This window comes from Candidatus Methylomirabilis sp. (assembly GCF_028716865.1).
Taxonomy (GTDB): domain Bacteria; phylum Methylomirabilota; class Methylomirabilia; order Methylomirabilales; family Methylomirabilaceae; genus Methylomirabilis.
This window is the reverse complement of the sequence record NZ_JAQUOY010000004.1, coordinates 112,566-134,342: the sequence shown is the minus strand read 5'-3', so window position 1 is coordinate 134,342 and position 21,777 is coordinate 112,566. Positions and strand designations below refer to the sequence as shown.

Here is a 21,777-nt window from a genome sequence, read left to right as displayed (position 1 = left end):
TGACGAAGCTCCTGATACCGGAGGTGCAACACCTCGTGTGGCAGGCGGCTCGGTGAGGCGGAAGGAGGAGTGAGACATGGCGGAGCAGGAACGAAAGCAAAAACGCGAGGCCGGCGATACCCCACCCGAAGCGGCCGAGCCGAATCCCGAGACCGTAAAAAAAGGGAAGAAGCTCAAGGAGGACCTTGACAAACTCATGGATGAGATCGATGAGGTCCTTGAGGAGAACGCCGAGGAGTTCGTCAAAAGCTACGTCCAGCGCGGCGGAGAATAACCCCGCAGGGTGGAGTGACGCATGCCTATTTACGAGTATCGCTGTACGAGCTGTGATCAGGTATTCGAAAAACTCGTTCTAAGCCACGATGTTGTCATAGAATGCCCACACTGTCCAGGGGCGGCTGTAGAAAAACAGCTTTCCGCTTTCAGCTTTAAAGGCGAGCGCAAGATCATCGGCTCCGGCACCCTGAGTAACACGGGCTCTGGTTGCGCGCCAAGCGGGTGAGGAACCTGTGCCTAACCTCGGCGTGTCCGAGGTGACGCGAGGATGAGTCCTGGAAGCGGTCCCATGAGGTCAGGGATCTACTTCGCTGAACACTGCTCTACCGGTCCGTTGCGTACGCTCTTTCGATATAGGGAGTTGTTACGCCAACTCGTCATTCGAGAGATCAAGCTTCGCTATAAGCGGTCAGCCCTTGGATTCGCCTGGACCGTTTTGAATCCCCTCTTGGCCATGGCCATCTTCACGATGGTCTTCTCCAGGATTTTCGGCGATCGCCCGTACTATTCGCTTTACGTCTTCACCGCCCTGCTGGGATGGAACCTCTTCTCGCTGGGAACCTCACGGGGCCTGGACAGTGTGGTCCTCAACGGCCCCATCATCCGAAAGGTCTTTGTCCCTAAGGCGATCTTTCCGGTTGCGTCGGTTGTGTCGCAGGTGGTCAACTTTATCTTTACGTTGATCCCGCTCTTTCTTTTAATGATCGTTATCAGAGCGGGTTTCAGTCTGAGCCTCTTCTGGCTGCCGATCGCGCTCTTGAGCCTGACCTGCTTCGCCTTAGGTATTGCCTTACTGTTGGGAACCTTCAATGTCTTCTTCCGGGACGTGAAGTACTTCTATGAAGCGGGTCTGTTAGCCTGGTTCTACGCTACCCCGATCTTTTATCCTGCCGAAATCATTCCAAGTGAGTTCAAGTTCCTCCTATACGTCAATCCTATGTATGCCCTTCTGGAATCTCTCCGGGCCCCCATCTATCAGGGTGCAGCGCCAGGAGCGGTAGTGCTCGTTTCAGGGCTGGGACTCTCCCTGGCGACTCTTGCCGTCGGATGGATCGTCTTTCATCGATTCGAATCGCGGTTCATCCATTATGTCTGAGGGACAGCAAGCAAGTCGTACGTCCCAATTTATTCAGGCTGCTGGAACAGTCGAGGTCCCAGAGACTGTAACTGCACTGCCTCGAACTGAAGGTTTGCCGGTTCTTCAGGTCGAAGATCTGTCCATCCGTCTGCTGCTGCACCGGGAGCGAACCGGATCAATACGAGAGCATGTCATTCGGATGTTGAAGGGGCGGGCGGTTGAACGGGATGAGTTTTGGCCCTTGCGAGAAGTCTCCTTTACACTCTACCCAGGGGAGACGTTCGGTATTATTGGGGCCAACGGAGCAGGGAAGAGTACGCTCCTAAAGGTGATCGCCGGCATCATCCCTCCCTCTATTGGCAGCGTCATCGCGCGAGGGCGAATCGCCCCCCTCATTGAGCTTGGGGCGGGGTTTGACCCGTTTCTGACCGGGCGGGAGAATATCTTTCTTTATGGGTCCCTGCTGGGATTTTCACAGAAAGAGCTCGAAAAGCGATTTGACCGCATCGTTGGGTTCGCAGAGCTTGAGGAGTTCATTGATGTTCCTTTGATGAACTATTCGGTTGGGATGTCCGCTCGCCTCGGGTTCGCGATCGCCACCGATGTCGAGCCGGACCTGCTCCTGATCGATGAGCTTTTCTCCGTGGGGGATGCCGTCTTCCAGAAAAAGTGTGAGGAACGCATGGAGACCTTCAAGGCGAAGAGGGTGACGATCCTCCTGGTCTCCCACGATCTCAAACTGATCCGGGATACCTGCCACAGAACCCTCTGCCTGCATCACGGACAAGTCGTCGCCCTCGGCCCGACCGAGGAGGTCGTGGCCGAATACAAGAGGTTCAGTGCGTTGACATCCCCTTCGCAGCAGTCCGACGGAAACGCTCGCTGAGCGAGACAGCACAACATGCATTGTTTCCCCTGCTCTGGCGCGGGCAGGCCCGCGGCCTCGATGTCGGCGTCCAGCATAATAAGCATTAGGGAGGTTCGCTTCAGCGCAATCACAACCCCAACACCACGCGCAACAGTCGGTCCACTTCTGCCTGCAACTGTGGCCCGAGATGTCCTAGCCGGCGGACAATGACCGAACGTTCCACCGCAGCCAATTTGTGCATCCGGATTATGGACGTGACGCGGAGACCTGTTAGAGTAAATTCCGGGTGGGTACTTGCGAGGTGACAGTCAGTGGGAGAAATCGAACCACGCACAACACTGGAAATCGCTGCCAGCACAATGTCTTGGCCGAGTTGACCCTGAGACACGATCACAGCGGGACGGAGCGCAGTGCCAGTAAGATCGGTAAATGGAAACGGCGTCAGGACTACGTCGCCACGAGCAAGGAGCGGAGGGATCACACCGGTTCACCGTCTTTGGCGGTGTAGATATCTTCACCGGCCTCCATCCAGAAGTCGAACGCGCCTCCCTGTTCCACGAGACGCATGACACCCAGCGTTGGAACATCGTCTTCGCATATCTGTAACGCAATCTCCTCATGCTGTTGTGCGAGTTCCACGAGCCGTTCAAATTCATGCTGGGGGAGTAAGGCCTTGTCGCCGACACGGTGGACGTGAATCGTCGTCATGCTCGTTTTTTAACCTCCGCATTGAGGGACTCCGTCGGAACCGGCGTTTGCCCACATATGCACGATATTGTCAGCAGCGAGGGGAGCGCTGACTCCATCTGAATGCTATGTTACCACAACCTGGTCTTTCCCAAACGCACCTTCTCTCCTACCGGACTCCGTTTATCGTCGTCCCGTTTAGCAGAAGTCCATTACGGCCGCTGAAGCCACGCCAGTCGACCGTCGGTCGGGCACCGCTTGCCCTTCTCTGGGGCGGGTAGGCCCGCGGCCTCGATGTCGGCGTCCATCATGATCCTGACCAAGTCCCGGAACCTAACCCCGGGCTCCCACCCAAGCCGTCGCTTGGCCTCCGAGGGATCAGCCCGCAGGAGCGGGACCTCGGTCGGGCGCAGGTAACGCGGGTCCTCCGCCACGTATTCCCGCCAGTCGAGGTTCACGTAGCCAAAAGCCTCCTCCACAAATTCCAGGACCGAATGCGTCTCTCCAGTCCCGAACACCAGATCGCACGGTGCCTTCTGTTGGAGCATCAACCACATTCCCTCGACGTATTCCGGCGCGTAGCCCCAGTCGCGCCGGGCGTCGAGGTTTCCGAGGAACAGCTTCTGTTGGCGCCCCGCAAGGATAGCGGACACGGCCCGCGTAATCTTTCGCGAGACAAAGGTCTCCCCTCGCCGGGGCGACTCATGGTTGAACATAATACCGTTACAGGCAAAGAGCCCGTACCCTTCGCGGTAATTACGCACCATCCAGTAGGCGTAGAGCTTGGCGGCGGCGTAGGGGCTGCGCGGCTGGAAGGAACTCTGCTCGTTCTGAGGCGCCGGAGCATCGCCAAACATCTCGCTGCTTGACGCCTGATAGAGTCGGCAGCGGACCCCACTCCTGCGGATCGCCTCCAGCAAGCGGACGGTGCCCAGCCCGGTGATGTCTCCTGTGTAGTCCGGCATGTCGAAGCTCACCCGCACATGACTCTGCGCCCCCAGGTGGTACACCTCATCCGGCCGGACCTCATAGAAGAGATTTGTGAGCTGACTCGAATCGGAGAGATCGCCGTAGTGCAGGACGAGACGGGTCTGCGGGTCGTGCGGATCCTGGTAGAGATGCTCGATCCGCTGCGTCTGGAAGGTGCTGGCCCGTCGGATCAGCCCGTGGACTGTGTAGCCCTTCGCGAGCAGCAGCTCAGTCAGATAGGAGCCGTCTTGCCCGGTGATCCCCGTGATGAGCGCGGTCTTCATGCAGGTTCTCCTCAATGAGGCGTCCGATAGAACTGCCTGCGGTGGACTCCTGAGCCCGTGTTCTTTAGAACTGACCCACGTTGATGATCCTGACCATCCCCAAAAATGCGTTGGTCCTGATTACCACAACGCATGATGTAACAACACCAGACTTCATGGTGCTTGGGATGCAATTTCTCGGTGTGGAGCGACGGGTGGAAGGGGTTGCTTTTGAACAGGTCTGTTTTTGTGACCGCTTTCCGCTGAATAACCGACGACAGTTTCTTAAAAAGCCGATCGAATGTGGCGGTGGTTGAGAGTTCGATCATCGGAAACTGCTATTCAATCAAGTCGCGTAGAGACCGCCTTTGAGTCACCCTTCCTGCACGATGGTCCCGTTCAGACGCGTCTAATGCTTCCAGAAACTCCTTCCGATAGAAACCAATGGCATCGCAAAAGGCTTCAAAGTTCGCTCGGGAAATCTCGATCTGGATGCTTTTTTTTGTTTTTTTGGTAACTTTGGCTTCAAGGGTTTGTGCCATATAACACCTCCTGGTGTTTTTTAACTAGTCCGAACAGTCTGTACCACAAATATGTTAGATATCACGAGGAGAAATTGCCATATACCCGAATCTCATCATAACATTATAGGTCACAGTTAGCCCGATAATCCTTCCGCTCGGCCTGAGTAAGACCGTCCTCGCTTGGCGGGTCATGTCTTGGCGAGGTACCGCTCCGTATGGAACGTACTAGCCCGTCGGATCAGCCCGTGGACTGTGTAGCCCTTCGCGAGCAGCAGTTCAGTCAGGTAGGAGCCGTCTTGCCCAGTGATCCCCGTGATGAGCGCGGTCTTCATGTGGGTGCTCCTCGTTGGGTCTCTCTTCGATCGATATCCGAAAGTTCATCCGCCTCACCCCTAGCCCATGAGCCGAAGAGATAGATTCGTTTTTCCGGATGAGCTATAAACGTATCCTTCGGATGAATTCTACTATATTCTTGCGCCAAGGGCGAGGAGAACCATACCATTCGCCCTGAGCATGTCGAAGGATGAATGGAGGTTTGCAGGACAGGATCATATCCGCTCTTCTTTATGCTACGAGCGGGTAATCGCAGCGATCAACCTGGATGCGAGCTTGCTCTTCGTGGGGATTCTACTGTACTCTAGGACCAGGATGGTCATAGAGCTAGCTTTAGAGGATTCGATACGCCATATGCAGCATCAGCGCAGCTTCGTCCTATGCTGTCGCGAGTGCGGCGCTCCCGGCACTTTCCATGAACCTACCACGCGTACTTGATCCGAGGTGGCTGTGCGGGCTTTTTCTTGTAGGGTGTGCTGTGGCCACGCCCCAGCCCGCGGCGACGTCGACGTCTGGGGAAAGCGCGATGCCCCCCACGCCCGTGGGATACCTCGAAGGCAAGGTGACCATCGGCCCCCTGCGTCCGGCGCAACGGGTGGACGAACCGACGAGACCCGTCCCGCCCGACGTGTATGCCGCCTACCCCGTCAAGATCTTCACGTCGGACGGCGCAACCTGGGTGGCCGACGTGAACGTCCAGGCCGACGGGACGTACCGGATCGCGCTCGCACCGGGGACCTACGTGGTGGCGCTTGCGCGGATGGGCATCCGTATGGGTCGTAGCCGAGACTTGCCGAAGACGATCGTGATCGCGAGCGATCACACGGTGCGGTTGGATATCGATATCGACACCGGCATGCGATAAGACAGGAGCGAGATGATCTCTCATAGACCCCGTCCCCGAAGCTATGTCCGGTGGGTGCTGCTTCTCGCCGTGCTGCCGATCATCATCCTGGCCGGCGACTCGTCTCTGTCGGTTGGGGCGCGAGCGGTCGCCGCCGTCGCGCCGGCTCAACAGGAGTCACCCGAGAGGCTCACCCAAGGCATTCCATGGACAGGCGCGCCGGGTATCACTGAGACCGTCGACGAGATCATGGCCCGAGAAGCGTCCGGCGTGAAGAGGGCTGAGACCGCCATGTTCTCACCAAGGGAACTCAAGCCGCGGCTCGTGGCTCCCGCGAAGATTCAAGACGATGCCTCGGCGGCGGCGGTCTCACGGTGGCCGCCCCCAGGCGAGCCCCGAAGGAGTGACGCCTCGCCCCCTCTATACACGCCTCAAACAGTCGGCACAAGTTTCTTGGGACCAAGACTCTCTGAATCCGGGTTCATCCCTCCGGACAGCATGGGCGCGGTGGGTCCCAGTCAAGTACTCGTCATCGCCAACGGCCGAATCAAGGTCTTCGACAAGAGCGGCGTCCTCGGGGGGCTCAATGCCGACACCGACACCTTCTTCGCGTCGGTCAGAACCGCCAGGACGAGCGACCCGCACGTCCGATACGACCGCCTCTCGAGCCGTTGGTTCGTCACGATGATCGACATAGCCACCGTCAACCGGATTCTGATCGCCGTCAGCAACTCCTCCACGATCACCAGCACCTCAAGCTTTACGTTCTTCAGCTTCCAGCATGATCTGGTCGGCACAACGCCGAATGCCGACACCGGCCTGTTCGCCGACTACGATACCCTCGGGGTCGACAAGTTCGCGCTCTACATAGGCGTCAACATGTTTACCTCCGCAGACGCCTTCAGGGGCACGACGGGCTTCGTCATCAACAAGGCTGACCTGTTGGCCGGTACCCTCACGGTCACGCCATTTCGCCAGCTCGCCGGCTTCACCTGCCCCAGCACCGGTGTTGACACTCCTCAGGGCGTCAACAACGACGACCCGCAGGCGACGGAGGGCTATTTTATCGGCGTCGACATCTGCACATACAGTAAACTCGTTCTGAGACGCATCACCAATCCCGGCGGAACTCCCTCGATCTCTGGCAACCTGACGCTGACCGTTCCCACCACGACGTGGCCTATTGGCCAGGTTGCGTCAGGAAGCACTCACCCTCTTGATGCCCTCAGTGATCGCCTGTTCGCCGCCTCCATCCACACCAACGCGATCACGGGGGCCAAGACGCTGTGGACGGCCCACAACATCGAAGTCAATTCTAGCGGCGTCGGGACCGGGGGGGGAGGACGCAATGGCGCCCGCTGGTACGAGATCGGGAACTTGACTACGACGCCGACACTCGTTCAATCCGGGACGCTCTTCGACTCCGCGGCATCCAACCCGCTCGGCTATTGGATTCCCAGCGTCGCGATGTCCGGGCAGGGTCATATGGCCATCGCGTCGAGTGTGGCGAGTGCCGTGAGCTTTGCGGGCATCGCCGCGTCCGGGCGCCTGCGAACTGATGCCCTGGGCACGATCCAGGCTCCCACGCTGGCCCAGGCGGGCGGTGGGAGTTACAACAGGCAGAGCACCTCCGTCCAACGGTGGGGCGACTACTCGCAGGTCGTCGTCGATCCGAACGACAACCAGACCATGTGGACGTTCCAGGAGTACGCCGATGCAACCGACTCTTGGGGCGTGAGGGCGATCCAGCTCAAGGCCCCGCCGCCGGCCACGCCGGCCGTGGCGACCCCGGCCACGGTCGCATCGGGCCAGCCATCTGTCAATGTGACGATCGACGGAACGTCGCTGTCCGGCTCGGAGTTCTTCGATCCCGGCCCCGACACGGGAGGGCCGGGCTTTCTCAACCACATCGCCGCCTCGATCAGCGGCGTCACCGTCAACACCGTCACCTTTGTGAGCCCCACCCAGGTCACGCTCAACATCTCCACTGTGGGTGCGACCGCGGGCGCGAAGGATGTGACGATTACCAATCCGGATGGCCAGAGCAGGACGGGCGTCGGGTTGCTGACCGTGACCTCTACCTCCTCGTTTGCCCTCACGGTTAGGGTGCGGGGCTCTGCCGGTGGGACGGTGACTAGTAATCCAGGCGGAATTAGCTGTTCGATAGGCTCCACCTGCGTCGCCAACTTCAGCAACGGTACCCCAGTCACCCTCACGGAAGCCCCCGGCTCCGGGGCGAGCTTCAAGTCGTGGGGGGGGGCGTGCAGTGGGACCGCCACGACCTGCACGGTGACGATGACCGCCAGTCAGTCCGTCACGGCGACCTTCTCGCAGGTCTTCACCGACCCCACCCTGACGGCGAGAAGCACTCCCATCAAGGCCGTCCACGTCACCGAGCTCCGTTCGGCCATCAACACCCTCCGGGCCGTCAACAGCCTGTCGGCCTTCTCCTGGACCGACCCGACGCTGACTGTCGGGACCACCCCGGCCAAGAAGGTCCACATGGACGAACTTCGGCAGGCGCTGAACGAGACCGGCGGACCATCCCCTTCCAGTTATGAAACCCTCGTGGCGCAGCAGACCCCCATCAAGGCGAGCCACATCAGCGACCTCCGAAACGCCGTCCGCGCCTTGGAGTGAGATGAGAATGGAGCCTCTCCACCGCCTACTGGTCTTCATCGCCCTCATCCTCCTGGCGCCTTCCATCGCTTGGGCGCAAGGGGCGGACCGGGCACAGGTCGCCACAGGAGGAGGCCTACCGAACTTCGACGCGCGTCTGGGCAAAGAGGGTCGCGCGGTTCGGCAGGCCCTTACGATTCCCTCCGCAGCCCCCAACCGGAAGGCGCAGGTCGAGAAGGGAATGGCCACCGCGCACCAGGCATTGGCGACCTCTCTCCCCGGTCTTACCGTCGACTGGCACCCCGTGCTGGGGGGTCCCGAGGTTATCACCACGCGGGGGCGCTTTCTCACTCCAGCCTCGCCCGGAACGGATCCCGAGCTGGCAGTTCGCGGCTTCTTAGCCGCCAAGGCACCGCTCTTCGGCCTGTCATCGAGTGACGTTGACAACTTGATCACCACGGCTCACTATACCAATCCTGCCGGGAATCTGAGCTGGGTGACTCTCGAGCAACGCCTGAACGGCATCCCCGTGTTCAGGGGCGAATTACGCGCGGCCGTTACCCCTGATGGGCAGGTTGCTACCATTGCGAGCGAGTTGGCGGCAGGGCTTGACCCGGCCCTCTCAGGTGTCCCGACCATGCCCCCTGAGCGCGCCGTCCAGAAAGCGGCCCAGGACATTGGCGTGCATCTCGCTGCTGCTCCCCCGTTGATCGAACGAAGCAGTGATGGCCTGAAGCATCGATTCACCCGCGGCCCCTTCGCCGACGACATTACTGCCGATGTAGTAATCTTTCCTCTATCCGTAACTGAGGCCGTCCTGGCTTGGCGGGTCTTGCTATGGTAGGACAATGCGGCCTATTACGTCATCGTCGATGACGTGAGCGGTCAAATCCTCTGGCGCAAGAATATTACGAACGACCAGTCTCAGACTGCGACATACGAGGTCTACGCGAGCGACAGCCCGGGGCCGCTTTCGCCCTCCAACGCCACCCCCGGCAGCGGCATCCAGGGTCCTGCAGCCTCGCGCTCGCAATTCACCTTCGTAAGCGAGCTCCCGACCTTCGACAACCTCGGATGGATCTCTGACGGCTCGAACGTGACCACCGGCAACAACGTCGATGCCGGACTCGATGTCGTCTCCCCGAACGGCATTGACTCGACCGGCCGCGCCACAGGCGTCTGTGCCGGCCCCAGTCCCAGTTGCCGGAATTTTATCTTCACCTACAACCCACCCCCTGGCGGGAGCGATCCACCAACCGGGACGGACTATCGCAACGGCATTGTGACCGACCTTTTCTTCTGGTCCAACCGCTACCACGACCAACTGTACTCGCTCGGCTTCACCGAGTCGGCGCGGAACTTCCAAAACGATAACTTCGGGCGTGGCGGGCTGGGTGGCGATTACGTACGGGCCGAGGCCCAGGATTCCTCGGGGACGAACAACGCCAACTTCTCGACCCCATCCGACGGATCGCTTCCGCGGATGCAGATGTATATCTTCACCGGGCCTACCCCGGACCGAGACGGCGATCTCGATCATGAGATCGTGATTCACGAGCTGACTCACGGCCTCTCCAACCGCCTCATCGGAAACGGTTCTGGCCTCACCAATCAACAGGGTGGAGGTATGGGGGAGGGGTAGTCCGACTTCTATGGGCTCTCGCTCCTCTCAGAATCAGGCGATAACCCGAATGGCGTGTATGCGGCGGGCGCCTATGCGATGTTCAATTCGGGTGGCTCCTTCACCGACAACTACTTCTACGGCGTCCGCCGTTTTCCCTATACGACGAGCATGAGCCTCAACCCGATGACTTTCGCCGATATTGATCCGAACCAGATCAGCATCAACAACGGAACCTTTTCCCCCGCGTTCATTGGTACTGCCTACGAGGTCCACAACGTGGGCGAGATCTGGGCTTTGATGCTCTGGGAGGCGCGAGCCAACATCATCGCCAGGCTGGGTGGCGCAGCGGGTAACAACCGGATGCTTCAGGCAGTGACCGACGGGATGAAGCTGACGCCGAATGCTCCGACATTTACGCAGGCGCGCAACGCCATCATCCAGGCCGACTGCGCGGGGTTTGCGGGGGCCGACGAGATCGATCTCTGGCGAGGGTTCGCGAAGCGCGGCCTGGGCTTTTCCGCCATTGCCCCGGCATCGAGTTCCACGACCCTAACGGGCGTGATTGAGGCGTTTGACGTGCCGCTTGTCAACGGCACAGCGGTGCTCGGCGATACCGCCGGTGGAAACGGGAATGGGGTGATCGATCCTGGAGAAACTATTGTCTTGACTGTCCCAGTTTCTAACAACTTTACCTGCATCGGCCTGACCAGCGTCGCCGGGGCGCTATCCACGACCACAACGGGCGTCACAATTACTCAGGCCTCGAGTAGTTACGGCAACCTCAGTGCGGGTGCTGCAGCAAACGGCACGGCGTATCAGTTCACGGTAGCCCAGAGCGTCCCGTGTGGCACATTAATTACCTTCACCCTGAACATTTCATCGGCTGAAGGGGCCAGCTCTGCCCGTACGATAACCCTGAGAGTTGGACAAGCGGTTACGGCAACGACGTACACCTATACGGGATCGCCGGTCTCGATCCCGGACAATAACCCAACGGGTGCGATCGCCACGTTGACCGTTCCTGGATCACTCGTGATCGGTGACATCAATCTGAATCTCACCAATATCACACATACATGGATCGGGGACCTGGTGGTACAGTTGATCGCCCCTGATGGGACGAACATCACCATGATCAACCGGCCCCCGAATGGAACCGGAAGCAACGGTAATGACAACTTCACCAACACCGTCCTTGACGACGAAGCGACCAATTCGATTCAGTCCCAAACCGGCTCGGTAACCAACGCCAGTTTTAGACCGGCCAATCCGCTCTCCGGCTTCGCCAACAAGGCGGGCAACGGCACCTGGACATTGAAGATCATTGACGCAGCCTCCGTCGATACAGGGACCATTACCGCATGGTCTCTTACAATCGCACCCATTACCTGCACCGTCTCTCAGACGGTTACCCTGACAGTGACGGTCCGCGGTTCCGCCAATGGGACAGTGACGGGCTCTGGGATGAGCTGTTCGACAGGCTCCACCTGCATTGCGAACTATACAAGTGGCACCCCAGTTACCCTCACGGAAGCCCCCGGCTCCGGGGCGAGCTTCAAGTCGTGGGGGGGTGCGTGCAGTGGGACCGCCACGACCTGCACGGTGACGATGACCGCCAGTCAGTCCGTCACGGCGACCTTCTCGCAGGTCTTCACCGACCCCACCCTGACGGCGAGAAGCACTCCCATCAAGGCCGTCCACGTCACCGAGCTCCGTTCGGCCATCAACACCCTCCGGGCCGTCAACAGCCTGTCGGCCTTCTCCTGGACCGACCCGACGCTGACTGTCGGGACCACCCCGGCCAAGAAGGTCCACATGGACGAACTTCGGCAGGCGCTGAACGAGACCGGCGGACCATCCCCTTCCAGTTATGAAACCCTCGTGGCGCAGCAGACCCCCATCAAGGCGAGCCACATCAGCGACCTCCGAAACGCCGTCCGCGCCTTGGAGTGATCTCCGCCCTGGCCTTCCCGGGAAGCAAGCCGGATCGAATCAGGCTACACCTTGGAGGAGAGCCACCCTCGAAATTCTTCCAAGAACTCACCAGGCGTCGCGATTCGAAAATGAACCGCCCGCATGACCGGTGATGTGTGAAAATGTTTGGTGTTCCATGTGATCAAATAATCCACCTCTGCGCTAATCGCCGCGGCCAGGAGCGGCGCATCCTTATGATGGATGACTCGCCGGGCCTGTGCCACCTCCCTGTGGGTAGGATCCTCCACCAGCGTCGGTGACATCCGGTGCATCAGGTGGCGGTAGTCGAGGATCAAAGCGGGCAGTTTTGCTGAAAGATTCCGGTCTGCCTCAGTCAGGACCTGTCTCGATACGAGGAGTTCTACCACCCCAGCCTCACACAGTCGTAACACCTCGCGTGCCGCGCCAGTCGGAGAAACGATCCCCGCAATCAGGGCGCTCGTATCGAGGAACACCTTCCGCCGCTTAGGCTCCATAGCGTTCCCGATTGTACCGTTCGCGCTGTTTCTCCAGATCTTTCAAGAGATCTTCCAGGCTCAGCCCAGCCTTCTCCATTGCCTTTTGAGCCTTCTTGGCCAGCGTATCTCCCACGAGCTTCTTAGGCGTCAGAATAAGCGCATCCCCTACCTTGACAACGTTCAGCACAGTCTCCTCGTCCACAAGCAGTTCCTTTCGCAGAGAGGCAGGTATCGTCAGTTGCCCACGCCCCCACACCTTGACCACAGCCATAATGCACCCCCTTTTTTTATTACTGATCTTCGGAATATTACTGATATTCAAATATATATCAGCATATCTGACCTGTCAATCTCGGTGGTTGATTTCGCCGTGGCTAACACGCATGGCTCCATGTGCCGACTGACGTGCTGCTTCCTGAGCCACGCCAGCCGACTATCGGTAAGGCACCGCGTCCCCTGCCCAGGCGCCGGCAAGCCCGCGGCCTCGATATCGGCGTCCATCATAATCCTAACGAGGTCCCGGAACGTGACCCTGGGCCCCCCTCCGAGGCGTCGCTTGGCCTCGGAGGGATCGGTCTGCAGGAACGGGACCTCAGTCGGGCGGCGATAGCACGGGTCCTGACACAGATGCCCGAGCCGCTGCGCATGGAAGGTGCTGGCCCGTCGGATCAACCCGTGGACCGTGTAGCCCTTCGCGAGCAGCAGTTCAGTCAGGTAGGAGCCGTCTTGCCCGGTAATTTCCGTAATCAGCGCGGTCTTACTGTGGCTCCTAACGGGAGAGTATCCGGGTGTGGAAGAACGTGTGTCGTTGACGTTGGGGTGCGCGGCGTCATGCTTGACGGCCGTCACCTCTCTGTGGTAAAGGTAGGCTATGAGTAACCCCACCTACGTTTGGTGGGTTCGCCCAAGCATGCTCTCGCAGGATGGGGGTTGGTGAGTGGCGGAGGAGGTGACCGGAATGGCGACAAAGGCTGCCGAGAGGAAGCGGGTGTGGACGTACAACGAACTGCTCGCCGAGAAGACTGAGACGAATCAGCCGACCGAGCTATGGGAAGGAGATCTCGTCATGACGCCTTCACCGGTCGCACAACATCAGAGAGTCTCTTTCCGCGTGGCTCGCCTGCTGGCTCAATTTGTGTCCATGCATCAATTGGGTGAAGTCTTACTTGCGCCTTTGGATGTCGTCCTGACACCACGGAGGGTCGTGCAACCCGATATCGTCTATGTCTCACATGCCAGACAAGCGATTATTCAGGACCAGATTCACGGAGCGCCAGATCTGATCGTTGAAGTCGTCTCGCCGGGGACGTGGCGACGAGATCACATTGAGAAAAAGGCGCTGTATGAGCAATTTAGCGTCGCCGAATATTGGATCGTGGATCGGGAAGGCGGGATGATCGAGGTGTTCGCCATGGTGCAAGGTAGTTATCGTCTGGTTGGGCGCTTTGGCCCTGGAGAAAGAGCGCGGTCGTCAGTCTTAGCGGGGTTTGAGGTTCAGGTGGATGAGGTGCTCGCATAGTTCCGGATCGCTATCATGGTCGCCTGAGCCACGCGAGCCGACCATCGGTGAGGCACTGTTTCCCATGCCTCTTTGCGGGCAAGCCCGCCGCCTCTAGATCGGCATCGACCCATAATCCGGACCAGGTTCCGGAAGGTCACCGTAGGCTGCCACCCGAGTCCCCGCTTAGGACTGGACCTCTGCCGGGCGTAGGTGGGGCGCGGAACCGCCACGACCTGCGTGGTGACGATGAACGCCAGTCAGTCCGTCACGGCGACCTTCTCACAGGTCTTCACCGACCCCACCCTGACGGTGAAGCGCATGAGTCGTCAGCTCCCTCTCCCTAATCCTTGTTCTTTCCCTATAGCCCTGTTACAGTAACGCCATGCCAAGCCGAGCAGGTCGCTGGTTGACGCACACGAGAAGAGACCTTGGGCAGGCAGAGAGCTCCCGAAAGATTGAGGTAGCGGTTTAACGCGAGCGATCCGAAGAGTGGGACCTCACTGAACAGCCGGCGCCGGCAGATCTGCTGGTGTACGCGGAGCAGGAATGGTGATCACTTCCCAAGCAGGGACAGTTCTATCACACAGTGATGCGAGAGGCGATCTATGGGGTGGGGGAAGGGCATTTGTCGAAGGCATAATACGGTTAGAAGACGCTACGATAGTGATCTGGAGTAGGCATGACACTGGACTTTACTCCGCTTGACAATGCGCTGGGCAGTCTAGGGCGGGCCATTCAGCGCGCTCAAGGCGCTCTCCATGACGAAGAACTGCGTGATGCTGTCATCCAACGATTCGAGTACACAATGGATCTGTCGTGGAAGTTGCTCCAGCGCGTGCTCCGCACAGTCGGGGTACCGGAGACAGAGATCAGAACGAAACGGGACCTATTTCGCGAAGCCGCCAGGATCGGGCTTCTAGCCGACCCTTCGGTATGGTTTGGGTATTATGAAGCCAGAAATGAGAGTTCCCACACCTACAATCGGGTTGTCGCCCAGAGGGTCTACAGCAAAGCCGTCGAGTTTTACCAGGACGCCCGAGCCCTGCTGGAAAAGATGCGGGAAGAAGACAAATGATGCTTGATCTTGACCAGGATCATCTGCAGATTGTCAGAACAATCCTGCATGAGCATGTGCCGCAGTACGATGTCTGGGTATTCGGCTCAAGGATTCTGGGAACCGCGCGACGCTTTTCAGATCTTGATCTTGTCATTGTGACAGAGCAGCCGTTGGAGTTCACGCTGTTGGGCCGTATTCGCGACGCCTTCAGCGAATCCGACCTACCTTTTAAAGTGGATGTACTGGATTGGTCAGCTCTCTCCGAGCAGTTCCGTAAAATCATTCGAGCGCAGTGCCAACCGATCCAACGCGCGGCTGAGCAAAGCGCCGTTGGCAGCTAACACGCATGACTCGCAGTGCCGACGGACCTGCTGGTGTACACCAAGGAAGAATGGCAATCGCTTTCCCGCAGGAGGACGGTTCTACCGCACCGTGATGCGAGAGGCGATCTAGGCGTGGTGGGAGGGAGATAATGACTAGTGAGAGATAAGGAGGAACGCCTGAACGCGCTGCAACAGAAAGGTGCGCTTGACCGTGGCACTGGAAGAGCTTCTACAATGCCCACGGATCGATCTGGTAGTGCTGGACGAAGCTGATCCGTTTGTGGCGACAGAGGTGATTCGTGGTGAACGTCTCTTTGCCCGTGATCAGTCCATTGCTGATGAATACGACCTTTACGTCCTGAGACGCGCACCCCAGGAATGATCTCAAAGCGGGTGGTAGTGGATCGTTTCGCGCTGAGATCAGCGATTTGCTCCGTGAGATCCGAGCCCTGCCGCTACAGGACAGCCAGGCGTTCCTGATCGAGCTATTCCTCTTGACAACGGAATGTTGAGAATTCATACTTTAGTAGTACGCTAGTATTCCGGAGAAGAGATATCGTATGAGCAAAACCGTCAAGATCGCCATCAGCCTGCCAGAAGAACTCCTGCATGCGGTCGAGGGCGAGTGCAGAACCCGTGGTGAGACCCGCAGCGGGTTCTTCCGTCAGGCCGCCGAACATCTCCTCAGTCAGCAGCGTGCGCAGAAAGCGGTCACACGTTATGTCGAAGGGTACCGACAGCAACCGGAAACGGATGAGGAGATCGCTCTAGCGCATCAACTCGGCGCTACCGTACTCACACAGGAACCCTGGTCGTGAGGCGCGGTGAAATCTGGTGGGCGGACCTTCCCCATCCAGCCGGCCGCCGACCTGTCGTCCTGCTCTCCAGAGATGAGGCGTATGCGATTCGAGGCTTGGTCACGGTTGCCCCCGTTACGACCCGCATCCGTCATATCCCTGTCGAAGTCCCACTCGGCCCGGCGGATGGTCTTTCTCAGCCATGTGCTGTGAACCTCGATACGATCCTCACCATCGCCAAGGCAAGCCTGCGGGAGCATATGACGACGCTGACTACAGAGAAACTCGGAGCCGTCGACGCCGCGATCCGCTTTGCACTGGCACTGGAGTAATATACGCCGAGGTTCGCGTCCGTTCCCATATTCTTTACCAACCGGTCGTACATGGCTGCCATTTACAGCCGCTGGCGCCACGTCAGTTGACCCTCGACAACACACCGCGCTCCTGCTCGCGCCGTCGCTTGGCCTCTGAGGGATCAGCCTGAAGAAGCGGGACCTTTTGTCATCGTGCTAGGGGAGACCATGATCAAGGCGAGTCACATTAACGAGATTCGATCAGCGGTCCGTACGCTGGAGTAAGATGAGCGCGCATGATGGCAAGCCGGACATCATGTACCCGTAATTGTGCATAAAAGAGGAGACATGCGATGAAGCGATTGATTCGACAACTGAAATGGCGCGGGATCTTGATAAGTGCGCTTCTGATAATAGGACGTTTCACCCTAGTGTGGGCCGGTAATGTGAGTACAAGTATCCAGGATACCGGTACTAACGTCGGCATCGGGACGACAGGGCCTGGTCAGAAATTAGAAGTAAGTATAGGTTCCGGAAACTCAGGTACAATTGCCACATTTAATGCTCCAACATACGATCAAATAGATATTGGAGTTACCGCCAATACGGGGCAAATCGGCACTAAATCAACTTCGCCTCTAGCGCTTAGGGTGAATTCCAGTGAAAAAATGAGAATACAAGACAACGGCAACGTCGGCATCGGGACGACAGGGCCTGGTCAGAAATTAGAAGTAAGTATAGGTTCCGGAAACTCAGGTACAATTGCCACATTTAATGCTCCAACATACGATCAAATAGATATTGGAGTTACCGCCAATACGGGGCAAATCGGCACTAAATCAACTTCGCCTCTAACGCTTAGGGTGAATTCCAGTGAAAAAATGAGAATACAAGACAACGGCAACGTCGGCATCGGGACGACGAGTCCGACGACCAAGCTCCACGTCGCCGGGGATGTCCAGGTAGATGGCAACCTGGCGGCCAAATACCAGGATGTTGCCGAGTGGGTCAAGGCGCCCCGCCCCCTGCCCCCGGGGACGGTGGTGGTCGTCGATCCCCAGGAGTACAATCAGATCCTGCCGGCCTCCCAATCCTACGATACGCGGGTAGCAGGGGTCGTGTCCGCCAAGCCGGGCCTCTTGCTCGGCGAGGCGGGAGAGGGCAAAGTGAAAGTGGCTCAGAGCGGGCGGGTCAAGGTGAAGGTGGATGCCGCCTACGGACCGATCGCGGCGGGAGACCTGCTGGTGACGAGTCCTTCGCCTGGACACGCCATGCGTTCCTCACCCGTGAAGCTGGGCGAGACATTGATTCATCGACCAGGCACACTATTGGGCAAGGCTCTCGAACCTCTCGAAGAAGGGCAGGGAGAAATCCTCGTTCTGCTGACCCTCCAGTAGTGTGGATTGGCTCACCCTTTTGGGGATCGCATCATTGTCTTGACAGTCTCACTAGGTCAGTTACAATAGCTCTCACGTAAGGACCGTGACATGGATAGTCAAGGATAAATGAAGCTCGTCAAGATGAGGCAGGATACTGCTGAGCCAGAACCGGTTTCTCTCGTGGAGCAGGGCGGGCCTTCCAAGACAAGTAGGCTTCTCAATCTCTCGCGAATGCTGTCCTCGTGGCGAGGCCGCGTCTGGCCACTTCTGCTTGTCGTCTTATTGGTGATTCTCCTCGTCCCGTATCTTCGCGCTACTGCCGCGACGTTACGGCATGGCTTATCCCCATCAACCAGCGTTCTCCTGCCGCTCTTTCTAATCGCCGGCGCTTCTACTATTGCCTTTTTCTCCCTCACGCGACCCGTCTGGGCGCTAGCCGTCTTTTTCGCGGTGGCTCCGGTAACGAGCGGTCTCGTGACCTGGGTGGGTATCGGCGATCCAGCGCTTCAGAGGAAGGCTGGGCTGCTCGGGGTCGAGATCCTGTTCCTGAGTCTCGCGCTCGGTCTACTCCTCAGGCGCGTCATCTGGCCGGACCCAGGGGGTACGAGACGGGTCGAAAACAGGGTTATCGTTTACGCGCTTGCCGTCCTGGCCTCGATGATCCTGTTTTACCTCTCAGACCCATGGTGGTGGGATCGTCTCATATTAGCCTGGCGTCACATTCCTTCAGGGCGTCAGCTTTCTCCTAATTACCCGTTTAGGGCAGGGCTTCTCATTCTGGCCTCTCTCCTCTGTTATCGGTTGACGGCCGACCGATTGAGATCGTCAGGAGAGATTCGGCTTGTGTGCCGTGGCTGGCTCGTCGGGGCCGGCCTGACTGGATTCTATGGCCTCTCGGTATGGGCAACATGGCAGTGGGGTCAGTATGCTCAGGTCGGATCGCTCCTTGAGGACGTCAATGCATACGGGTCATACTTGGTGCTCACGCTCTTTGTCGCGTGGGGAGAGTGGTTGACCGAAAAGGGGTGGTGGGCACGAGCAGTAGCGGGGCTCGTGGTTCTTCTCACGGTGTTGATGATCCCGCTAGCTGGATCCCGAATCGCGATGATCGCGGCGACCGCTGGGGCTGGGATTGCGTGGACCACCTTGGCCAGGTCGGTGAAAGGGCGTTGGGTCCGCGGAGGTGTTCTGGCTGCTCTCGGAGGCGGGATCCTTTTGTTCTCCCTTGCTGGGGGGTACGGCTTGATCGACAGGGCCTTTCAAACTCATCCAAGGCTAGCCTCTCTGGGGCTAACTAGGGTCGCCCAGGCGATGGATGCCGGGGTTGTGCTGGAGGCATGGCAGAGACAGCGTCAAGGTTTCGCGGAGGCGGGAATTCGAATGGTCAAAGAGAACCCAGTCTTTGGCATGGGTCCTGGGACTGCCTACCGGGAGCTAGGTCGCGGCCACTACTACGGACCAAGTGACAGAGGTTACGTCATCGCCATGCATGAGAATCTCTACAACTATTTCATCCAGTACGGACCAAGTGACAGAGGTTACGTCATCGGCGTGCATCAGAATCTCCACAACTATTTCATCCAGGTAGCCGCCGAGACCGGGCTGCTTGGCCTCGCAGGTTTCCTATGGATTGTTTTTGCGGCGCTGGTCGGAGGGTTTTCACGCAACTTGGGGAAGGAGCGCCTTCTAGCGAGGTTTCTCTCAATCGGTGTGGGAGCCTACCTCATTACAGCCTTTACCAGCCATCCTCTGATCCTTTCTAGGCAGGCACTACTTTTCTGGGGTTACTTAGGCATCCTTGCGGCGTGCGCACAGCTCAGTCACCCATCATTCTCCGGACAAAGGTCGAAAGACCTTGGACTTTAACCTCGCCCAAAAGCTATCCCAGAAGAACTGACTGCAACAAAGGGTGAGGATGAAACCACTATGGCGTTCGAAAGCTGCTGTCCTCTGGACAAGGTCGCGTAGTGCAGGATTCCTGTATGACCGGATGAGATAGTCGATCTGATAATCAGATAGCCACCCCCCGAGCCGTCGGAAGAAGGATCCTGTCCGCAGTTCTACTCCAATCTCCTTGCGCCATCGAGACTCGTACATGGCCATCTGGCGCTCGCCGAAATTGCCGACCCTGAACGCCTCATCAAGTGTCCTAGCAGCAATCTCCGCACACAGGATGCTGTAATGTATCCCGCCACCCGTCGTGGGCTTTACCTGGCCTGCCGCGTCTCCCACTAAGAGAACGTGGTCGAGATAACTCCTCTTCACGGGAGAAATCGGGATCGGCTTGCTTTTGATCCGTGGGGCCTGATCGAGGAGCCGGGGCTTAATCAATGGGTTCTCTAAAAGCCCTTGCAGGTATCTGATCGCCTTCCCCCCGTTGCAAATGCCCAAGCGGACCGTTTCATTACCGAGGGGAATTGCCCATCCAAAAGACCCAGGGGAGATCTTGCGGCCCAGATAGACCTCAACCTCTTTGACGTCCCTCATCCTCACTTCTACCTGGGCAGCCTCCATGAATCGTTTGGGTCGTGCTATCCCCAGCCCGTTTAACAGATTATATTTTACCCCCGTCGCCACGATCCCGGCCCTAGCCCTGATGCGTTCTTCTCCTTCCAGACCTCGGATCTCTGCCGTAATGCCGCCGTCAACATGGGAGATCCCAATGCACTTGGTCGCAAGTCGGTATCTTGCCCCAGCTTCCTGTGCTTGCCTGGCCAGGCTTCGATCAAACTCCCCTCTATCTACGACATAGGCGACAGGCCGATCGGAAGACACCAGCGCTTCGGTGCCATACGGGGAGTAGAAACGGGCCGCAGTGAACGACCGTATGATTGCGTTGATCGGCAGATTGTGCTTCGCAAACGCCTCCAGGCCGATCAGCCCAGAGCAGTACGTGGGCTTTCCCACCAGAGGATCCTCCTCCAGGACGACGACATCGTAGCCACGGACTGCGAGGCAGTAGGCGGCATAGCTTCCAGCCGGACCTGCACCAATGACAACAACGTCGTGTATCAAATGACTCGTCTCCCAGCTAAAACTTGTGCTGACGACTTTCCCATTTCCCCCTCAGTGAGATCCAGAAGGAGAGCAGGATCAACCTGATATCCAGCCAAAAGGTTTGCTTCCCGATATAGAGGAGGTCGAACTTAAACTTGTGCCTTCTGGAAATATCCCTTGGGGCATAGATTTGGGCCACGCCGGTAAGGCCAGGCCTTACTCGGTGCCGCGCCTCATAGCCGGGGATCTTCTCCAGCGGAATCAGCTTCCCATTGGCGCGCACCTCGATCTCTTCAGGCAACAGCGCTCGCGGACCGACAAAGCTCATATCGCCGATAAAGATATTCCATAGTTGCGGCAGCTCATCCATCGCAGTAGCCCGGAGAATCCGCCCTACCCGGGTGACCCGCGCATCGCCATCCCTTGCCTGAAGCGGACCAAACCGTTCGTCTGAATCCGGTATCATCGACCGAAACTTCCAACTCCTAAATAGCAGTCCCCCTTTTCCCACTCGTTCCCGCCCATAGAAGACGGGCCCACCATCTTCCAACTTGATGAGAATGGTGATGAATACCCAGAGAGGTGCGGAGAGAAGAAGGCCCAAACCCGAAAGAGAGATATCCAGGGAACGTTTTAGAGGCGAAGGATAGGGCTCGTGAAGCGGAGGGATGGGCATTAGCTCAGCTCACGGGAAGGGTTATGCTAGGCCTGCACTTGGAGTGAACGGTCAAACTGGAGTGCCGTGCGAGAATTCTGTAAAGTTTGCTCGGTACGATGTAGCTGCGAGCCCACGCTTAAGCGAGATCAGAAAAACGTCCGCGCCCACAAAGGGATCCGACAGCACATCCTTGGACTGGTAGGGAAGGAAGAGGACATTGACAGAGTCGGGCTTTCGGCCAAGGTTTCTAGTACG

At 58.3% G+C, this 21,777-nt stretch carries 25 protein-coding genes and 3 pseudogenes; 18 read left to right on the top strand and 10 right to left on the bottom strand.

From position 1 onward, the window contains the following. Positions 1-76 precede the first annotated feature (76 nt). The 4 genes from PHV01_RS03285 (at position 77) to PHV01_RS03270 (ending at position 2,240) form a co-directional block, all read left to right on the top strand. Positions 77-274 carry a ubiquitin-like protein Pup gene (locus PHV01_RS03285; protein ID WP_337289718.1) on the top strand — a complete coding sequence of 66 codons (198 nt, stop codon included), beginning with the start codon at positions 77-79 and terminating at the stop codon, positions 272-274. Between the two features lie 21 nt (positions 275-295). Beyond that, on the top strand, positions 296-502 hold the full coding sequence (locus PHV01_RS03280) for a zinc ribbon domain-containing protein (protein ID WP_337289717.1): 207 nt from the start codon (positions 296-298) through the stop codon (positions 500-502). Positions 503-544: 42 nt separating this feature from the next. After that, positions 545-1,372: an ABC transporter permease gene (locus tag PHV01_RS03275; protein WP_337289716.1), complete on the top strand. Its 828-nt coding sequence runs from the start codon at positions 545-547 to the stop codon at positions 1,370-1,372. A gap of 94 nt (positions 1,373-1,466) precedes the next feature. Further along, positions 1,467-2,240, top strand: coding sequence for an ABC transporter ATP-binding protein (locus tag PHV01_RS03270; protein ID WP_337289715.1), 774 nt, complete (start codon positions 1,467-1,469; stop codon positions 2,238-2,240). A 109-nt stretch (positions 2,241-2,349) separates the two neighbouring features. Here PHV01_RS03270 and PHV01_RS03265 read toward each other — a convergent pair whose 3' ends face one another. From PHV01_RS03265 to gmd, 3 genes are all read right to left on the bottom strand, one after another. Then, positions 2,350-2,703, bottom strand: a complete 354-nt coding sequence (locus tag PHV01_RS03265) for a type II toxin-antitoxin system PemK/MazF family toxin (RefSeq protein ID WP_337289714.1) — start codon at positions 2,701-2,703, stop codon at positions 2,350-2,352. Beyond that, a complete protein-coding gene (locus tag PHV01_RS03260) occupies positions 2,700-2,930 on the bottom strand; it encodes a hypothetical protein (RefSeq protein ID WP_337289713.1) in 231 nt (76 codons plus the stop codon). The genes PHV01_RS03265 and PHV01_RS03260 overlap by 4 nt, the downstream gene beginning before the upstream one ends. A 191-nt stretch (positions 2,931-3,121) precedes the next feature. Beyond that, on the bottom strand, positions 3,122-4,162 hold the full coding sequence (gene gmd / locus PHV01_RS03255) for a GDP-mannose 4,6-dehydratase (protein ID WP_337289712.1): 1,041 nt from the start codon (positions 4,160-4,162) through the stop codon (positions 3,122-3,124). Positions 4,163-4,245: 83 nt separating this feature from the next. Between gmd and PHV01_RS03250 the strand changes: the two genes are divergently transcribed. Then, a complete protein-coding gene (locus PHV01_RS03250) occupies positions 4,246-4,458 on the top strand; it encodes a hypothetical protein (RefSeq protein ID WP_337289711.1) in 213 nt (70 codons plus the stop codon). 21 nt (positions 4,459-4,479) lie between these two features. Here the strand turns inward: PHV01_RS03250 and PHV01_RS03245 are convergent, their stop codons facing one another. Both PHV01_RS03245 and PHV01_RS03240 read right to left on the bottom strand, forming a co-directional pair. After that, a complete protein-coding gene (locus PHV01_RS03245; RefSeq protein ID WP_337289710.1) occupies positions 4,480-4,683 on the bottom strand; it encodes a hypothetical protein in 204 nt (67 codons plus the stop codon). Between the two features lie 188 nt (positions 4,684-4,871). Continuing rightward, positions 4,872-4,997: pseudogene (locus PHV01_RS03240) on the bottom strand (GDP-mannose 4,6-dehydratase); the annotation flags it as partial. 416 nt (positions 4,998-5,413) lie between these two features. Here PHV01_RS03240 and PHV01_RS03235 point away from each other — a divergent pair. From PHV01_RS03235 to PHV01_RS03215, 5 genes and pseudogenes are all read left to right on the top strand, one after another. Next, positions 5,414-5,863: a hypothetical protein gene (locus tag PHV01_RS03235; RefSeq protein WP_337289709.1), complete on the top strand. Its 450-nt coding sequence runs from the start codon at positions 5,414-5,416 to the stop codon at positions 5,861-5,863. Between the two features lie 12 nt (positions 5,864-5,875). Further along, positions 5,876-8,482, top strand: a complete 2,607-nt coding sequence (locus tag PHV01_RS03230; RefSeq protein ID WP_337289708.1) for a hypothetical protein — start codon at positions 5,876-5,878, stop codon at positions 8,480-8,482. A 1-nt stretch (position 8,483) separates the two neighbouring features. Beyond that, positions 8,484-9,305, top strand: coding sequence for a hypothetical protein (locus tag PHV01_RS03225; RefSeq protein WP_337289707.1), 822 nt, complete (start codon positions 8,484-8,486; stop codon positions 9,303-9,305). A 33-nt stretch (positions 9,306-9,338) separates the two neighbouring features. Then, positions 9,339-10,595 (top strand): annotated as a pseudogene (locus PHV01_RS03220) (M36 family metallopeptidase); the annotation flags it as partial. A 48-nt stretch (positions 10,596-10,643) separates the two neighbouring features. Beyond that, positions 10,644-12,038: a proprotein convertase P-domain-containing protein gene (locus PHV01_RS03215; protein WP_337289722.1), complete on the top strand. Its 1,395-nt coding sequence runs from the start codon at positions 10,644-10,646 to the stop codon at positions 12,036-12,038. Between the two features lie 44 nt (positions 12,039-12,082). On the opposite strand, the gene PHV01_RS03210 is transcribed toward PHV01_RS03215, so the two are convergent. The 3 genes and pseudogenes from PHV01_RS03210 to PHV01_RS03200 all read right to left on the bottom strand — a co-directional run. Next, a complete protein-coding gene (locus tag PHV01_RS03210) occupies positions 12,083-12,535 on the bottom strand; it encodes a PIN domain-containing protein (protein ID WP_337289706.1) in 453 nt (150 codons plus the stop codon). Further along, a complete protein-coding gene (locus PHV01_RS03205) occupies positions 12,525-12,788 on the bottom strand; it encodes an AbrB/MazE/SpoVT family DNA-binding domain-containing protein (RefSeq protein WP_337289705.1) in 264 nt (87 codons plus the stop codon). The genes PHV01_RS03210 and PHV01_RS03205 overlap by 11 nt, the downstream gene beginning before the upstream one ends. Before the next feature lie 341 nt (positions 12,789-13,129). Next, positions 13,130-13,267 (bottom strand): annotated as a pseudogene (locus tag PHV01_RS03200) (GDP-mannose 4,6-dehydratase); the annotation flags it as partial. Positions 13,268-13,475: 208 nt separating this feature from the next. On the opposite strand from PHV01_RS03200, the gene PHV01_RS03195 reads away from it, so the two are divergent. From PHV01_RS03195 to PHV01_RS03160, 8 genes are all read left to right on the top strand, one after another. Next, complete coding sequence (locus tag PHV01_RS03195) at positions 13,476-14,036, top strand: Uma2 family endonuclease (protein ID WP_337289704.1); 561 nt, start codon at positions 13,476-13,478, stop codon at positions 14,034-14,036. 661 nt (positions 14,037-14,697) lie between these two features. Continuing rightward, the gene (locus PHV01_RS03190; RefSeq protein ID WP_337289703.1) at positions 14,698-15,093 is read left to right on the top strand and encodes a nucleotidyltransferase substrate binding protein; all 396 of its coding nucleotides are present in this window, start codon (positions 14,698-14,700) and stop codon (positions 15,091-15,093) included. After that, entirely contained in the window at positions 15,090-15,416 is a 327-nt protein-coding gene (locus tag PHV01_RS03185) for a nucleotidyltransferase domain-containing protein (RefSeq protein ID WP_337289702.1), read from the top strand. Before PHV01_RS03190 ends, PHV01_RS03185 begins: the two co-directional genes overlap by 4 nt. Before the next feature lie 193 nt (positions 15,417-15,609). Next, positions 15,610-15,780 carry a hypothetical protein gene (locus PHV01_RS03180; protein ID WP_337289701.1) on the top strand — a complete coding sequence of 57 codons (171 nt, stop codon included), beginning with the start codon at positions 15,610-15,612 and terminating at the stop codon, positions 15,778-15,780. 178 nt (positions 15,781-15,958) lie between these two features. After that, positions 15,959-16,216, top strand: coding sequence for a ribbon-helix-helix protein, CopG family (locus tag PHV01_RS03175; protein WP_337289700.1), 258 nt, complete (start codon positions 15,959-15,961; stop codon positions 16,214-16,216). After that, a complete protein-coding gene (locus tag PHV01_RS03170) occupies positions 16,213-16,527 on the top strand; it encodes a type II toxin-antitoxin system PemK/MazF family toxin (protein WP_337289699.1) in 315 nt (104 codons plus the stop codon). The genes PHV01_RS03175 and PHV01_RS03170 overlap by 4 nt, the downstream gene beginning before the upstream one ends. Before the next feature lie 842 nt (positions 16,528-17,369). Then, positions 17,370-17,885, top strand: coding sequence for a hypothetical protein (locus tag PHV01_RS03165; RefSeq protein ID WP_337289698.1), 516 nt, complete (start codon positions 17,370-17,372; stop codon positions 17,883-17,885). 108 nt (positions 17,886-17,993) lie between these two features. Beyond that, positions 17,994-19,733, top strand: a complete 1,740-nt coding sequence (locus PHV01_RS03160; RefSeq protein WP_337289697.1) for an O-antigen ligase family protein — start codon at positions 17,994-17,996, stop codon at positions 19,731-19,733. Here PHV01_RS03160 and PHV01_RS03155 read toward each other — a convergent pair. Both PHV01_RS03155 and PHV01_RS03150 read right to left on the bottom strand, forming a co-directional pair. After that, positions 19,695-20,882 (bottom strand): NAD(P)/FAD-dependent oxidoreductase, encoded by a 1,188-nt coding sequence (locus PHV01_RS03155; RefSeq protein WP_337289696.1) that lies wholly within the window; start codon positions 20,880-20,882, stop codon positions 19,695-19,697. The genes PHV01_RS03160 and PHV01_RS03155 overlap by 39 nt on opposite strands. A gap of 16 nt (positions 20,883-20,898) precedes the next feature. Further along, positions 20,899-21,540 carry a sugar transferase gene (locus PHV01_RS03150; RefSeq protein WP_337289695.1) on the bottom strand — a complete coding sequence of 214 codons (642 nt, stop codon included), beginning with the start codon at positions 21,538-21,540 and terminating at the stop codon, positions 20,899-20,901. Positions 21,541-21,777 lie beyond the last annotated feature (237 nt).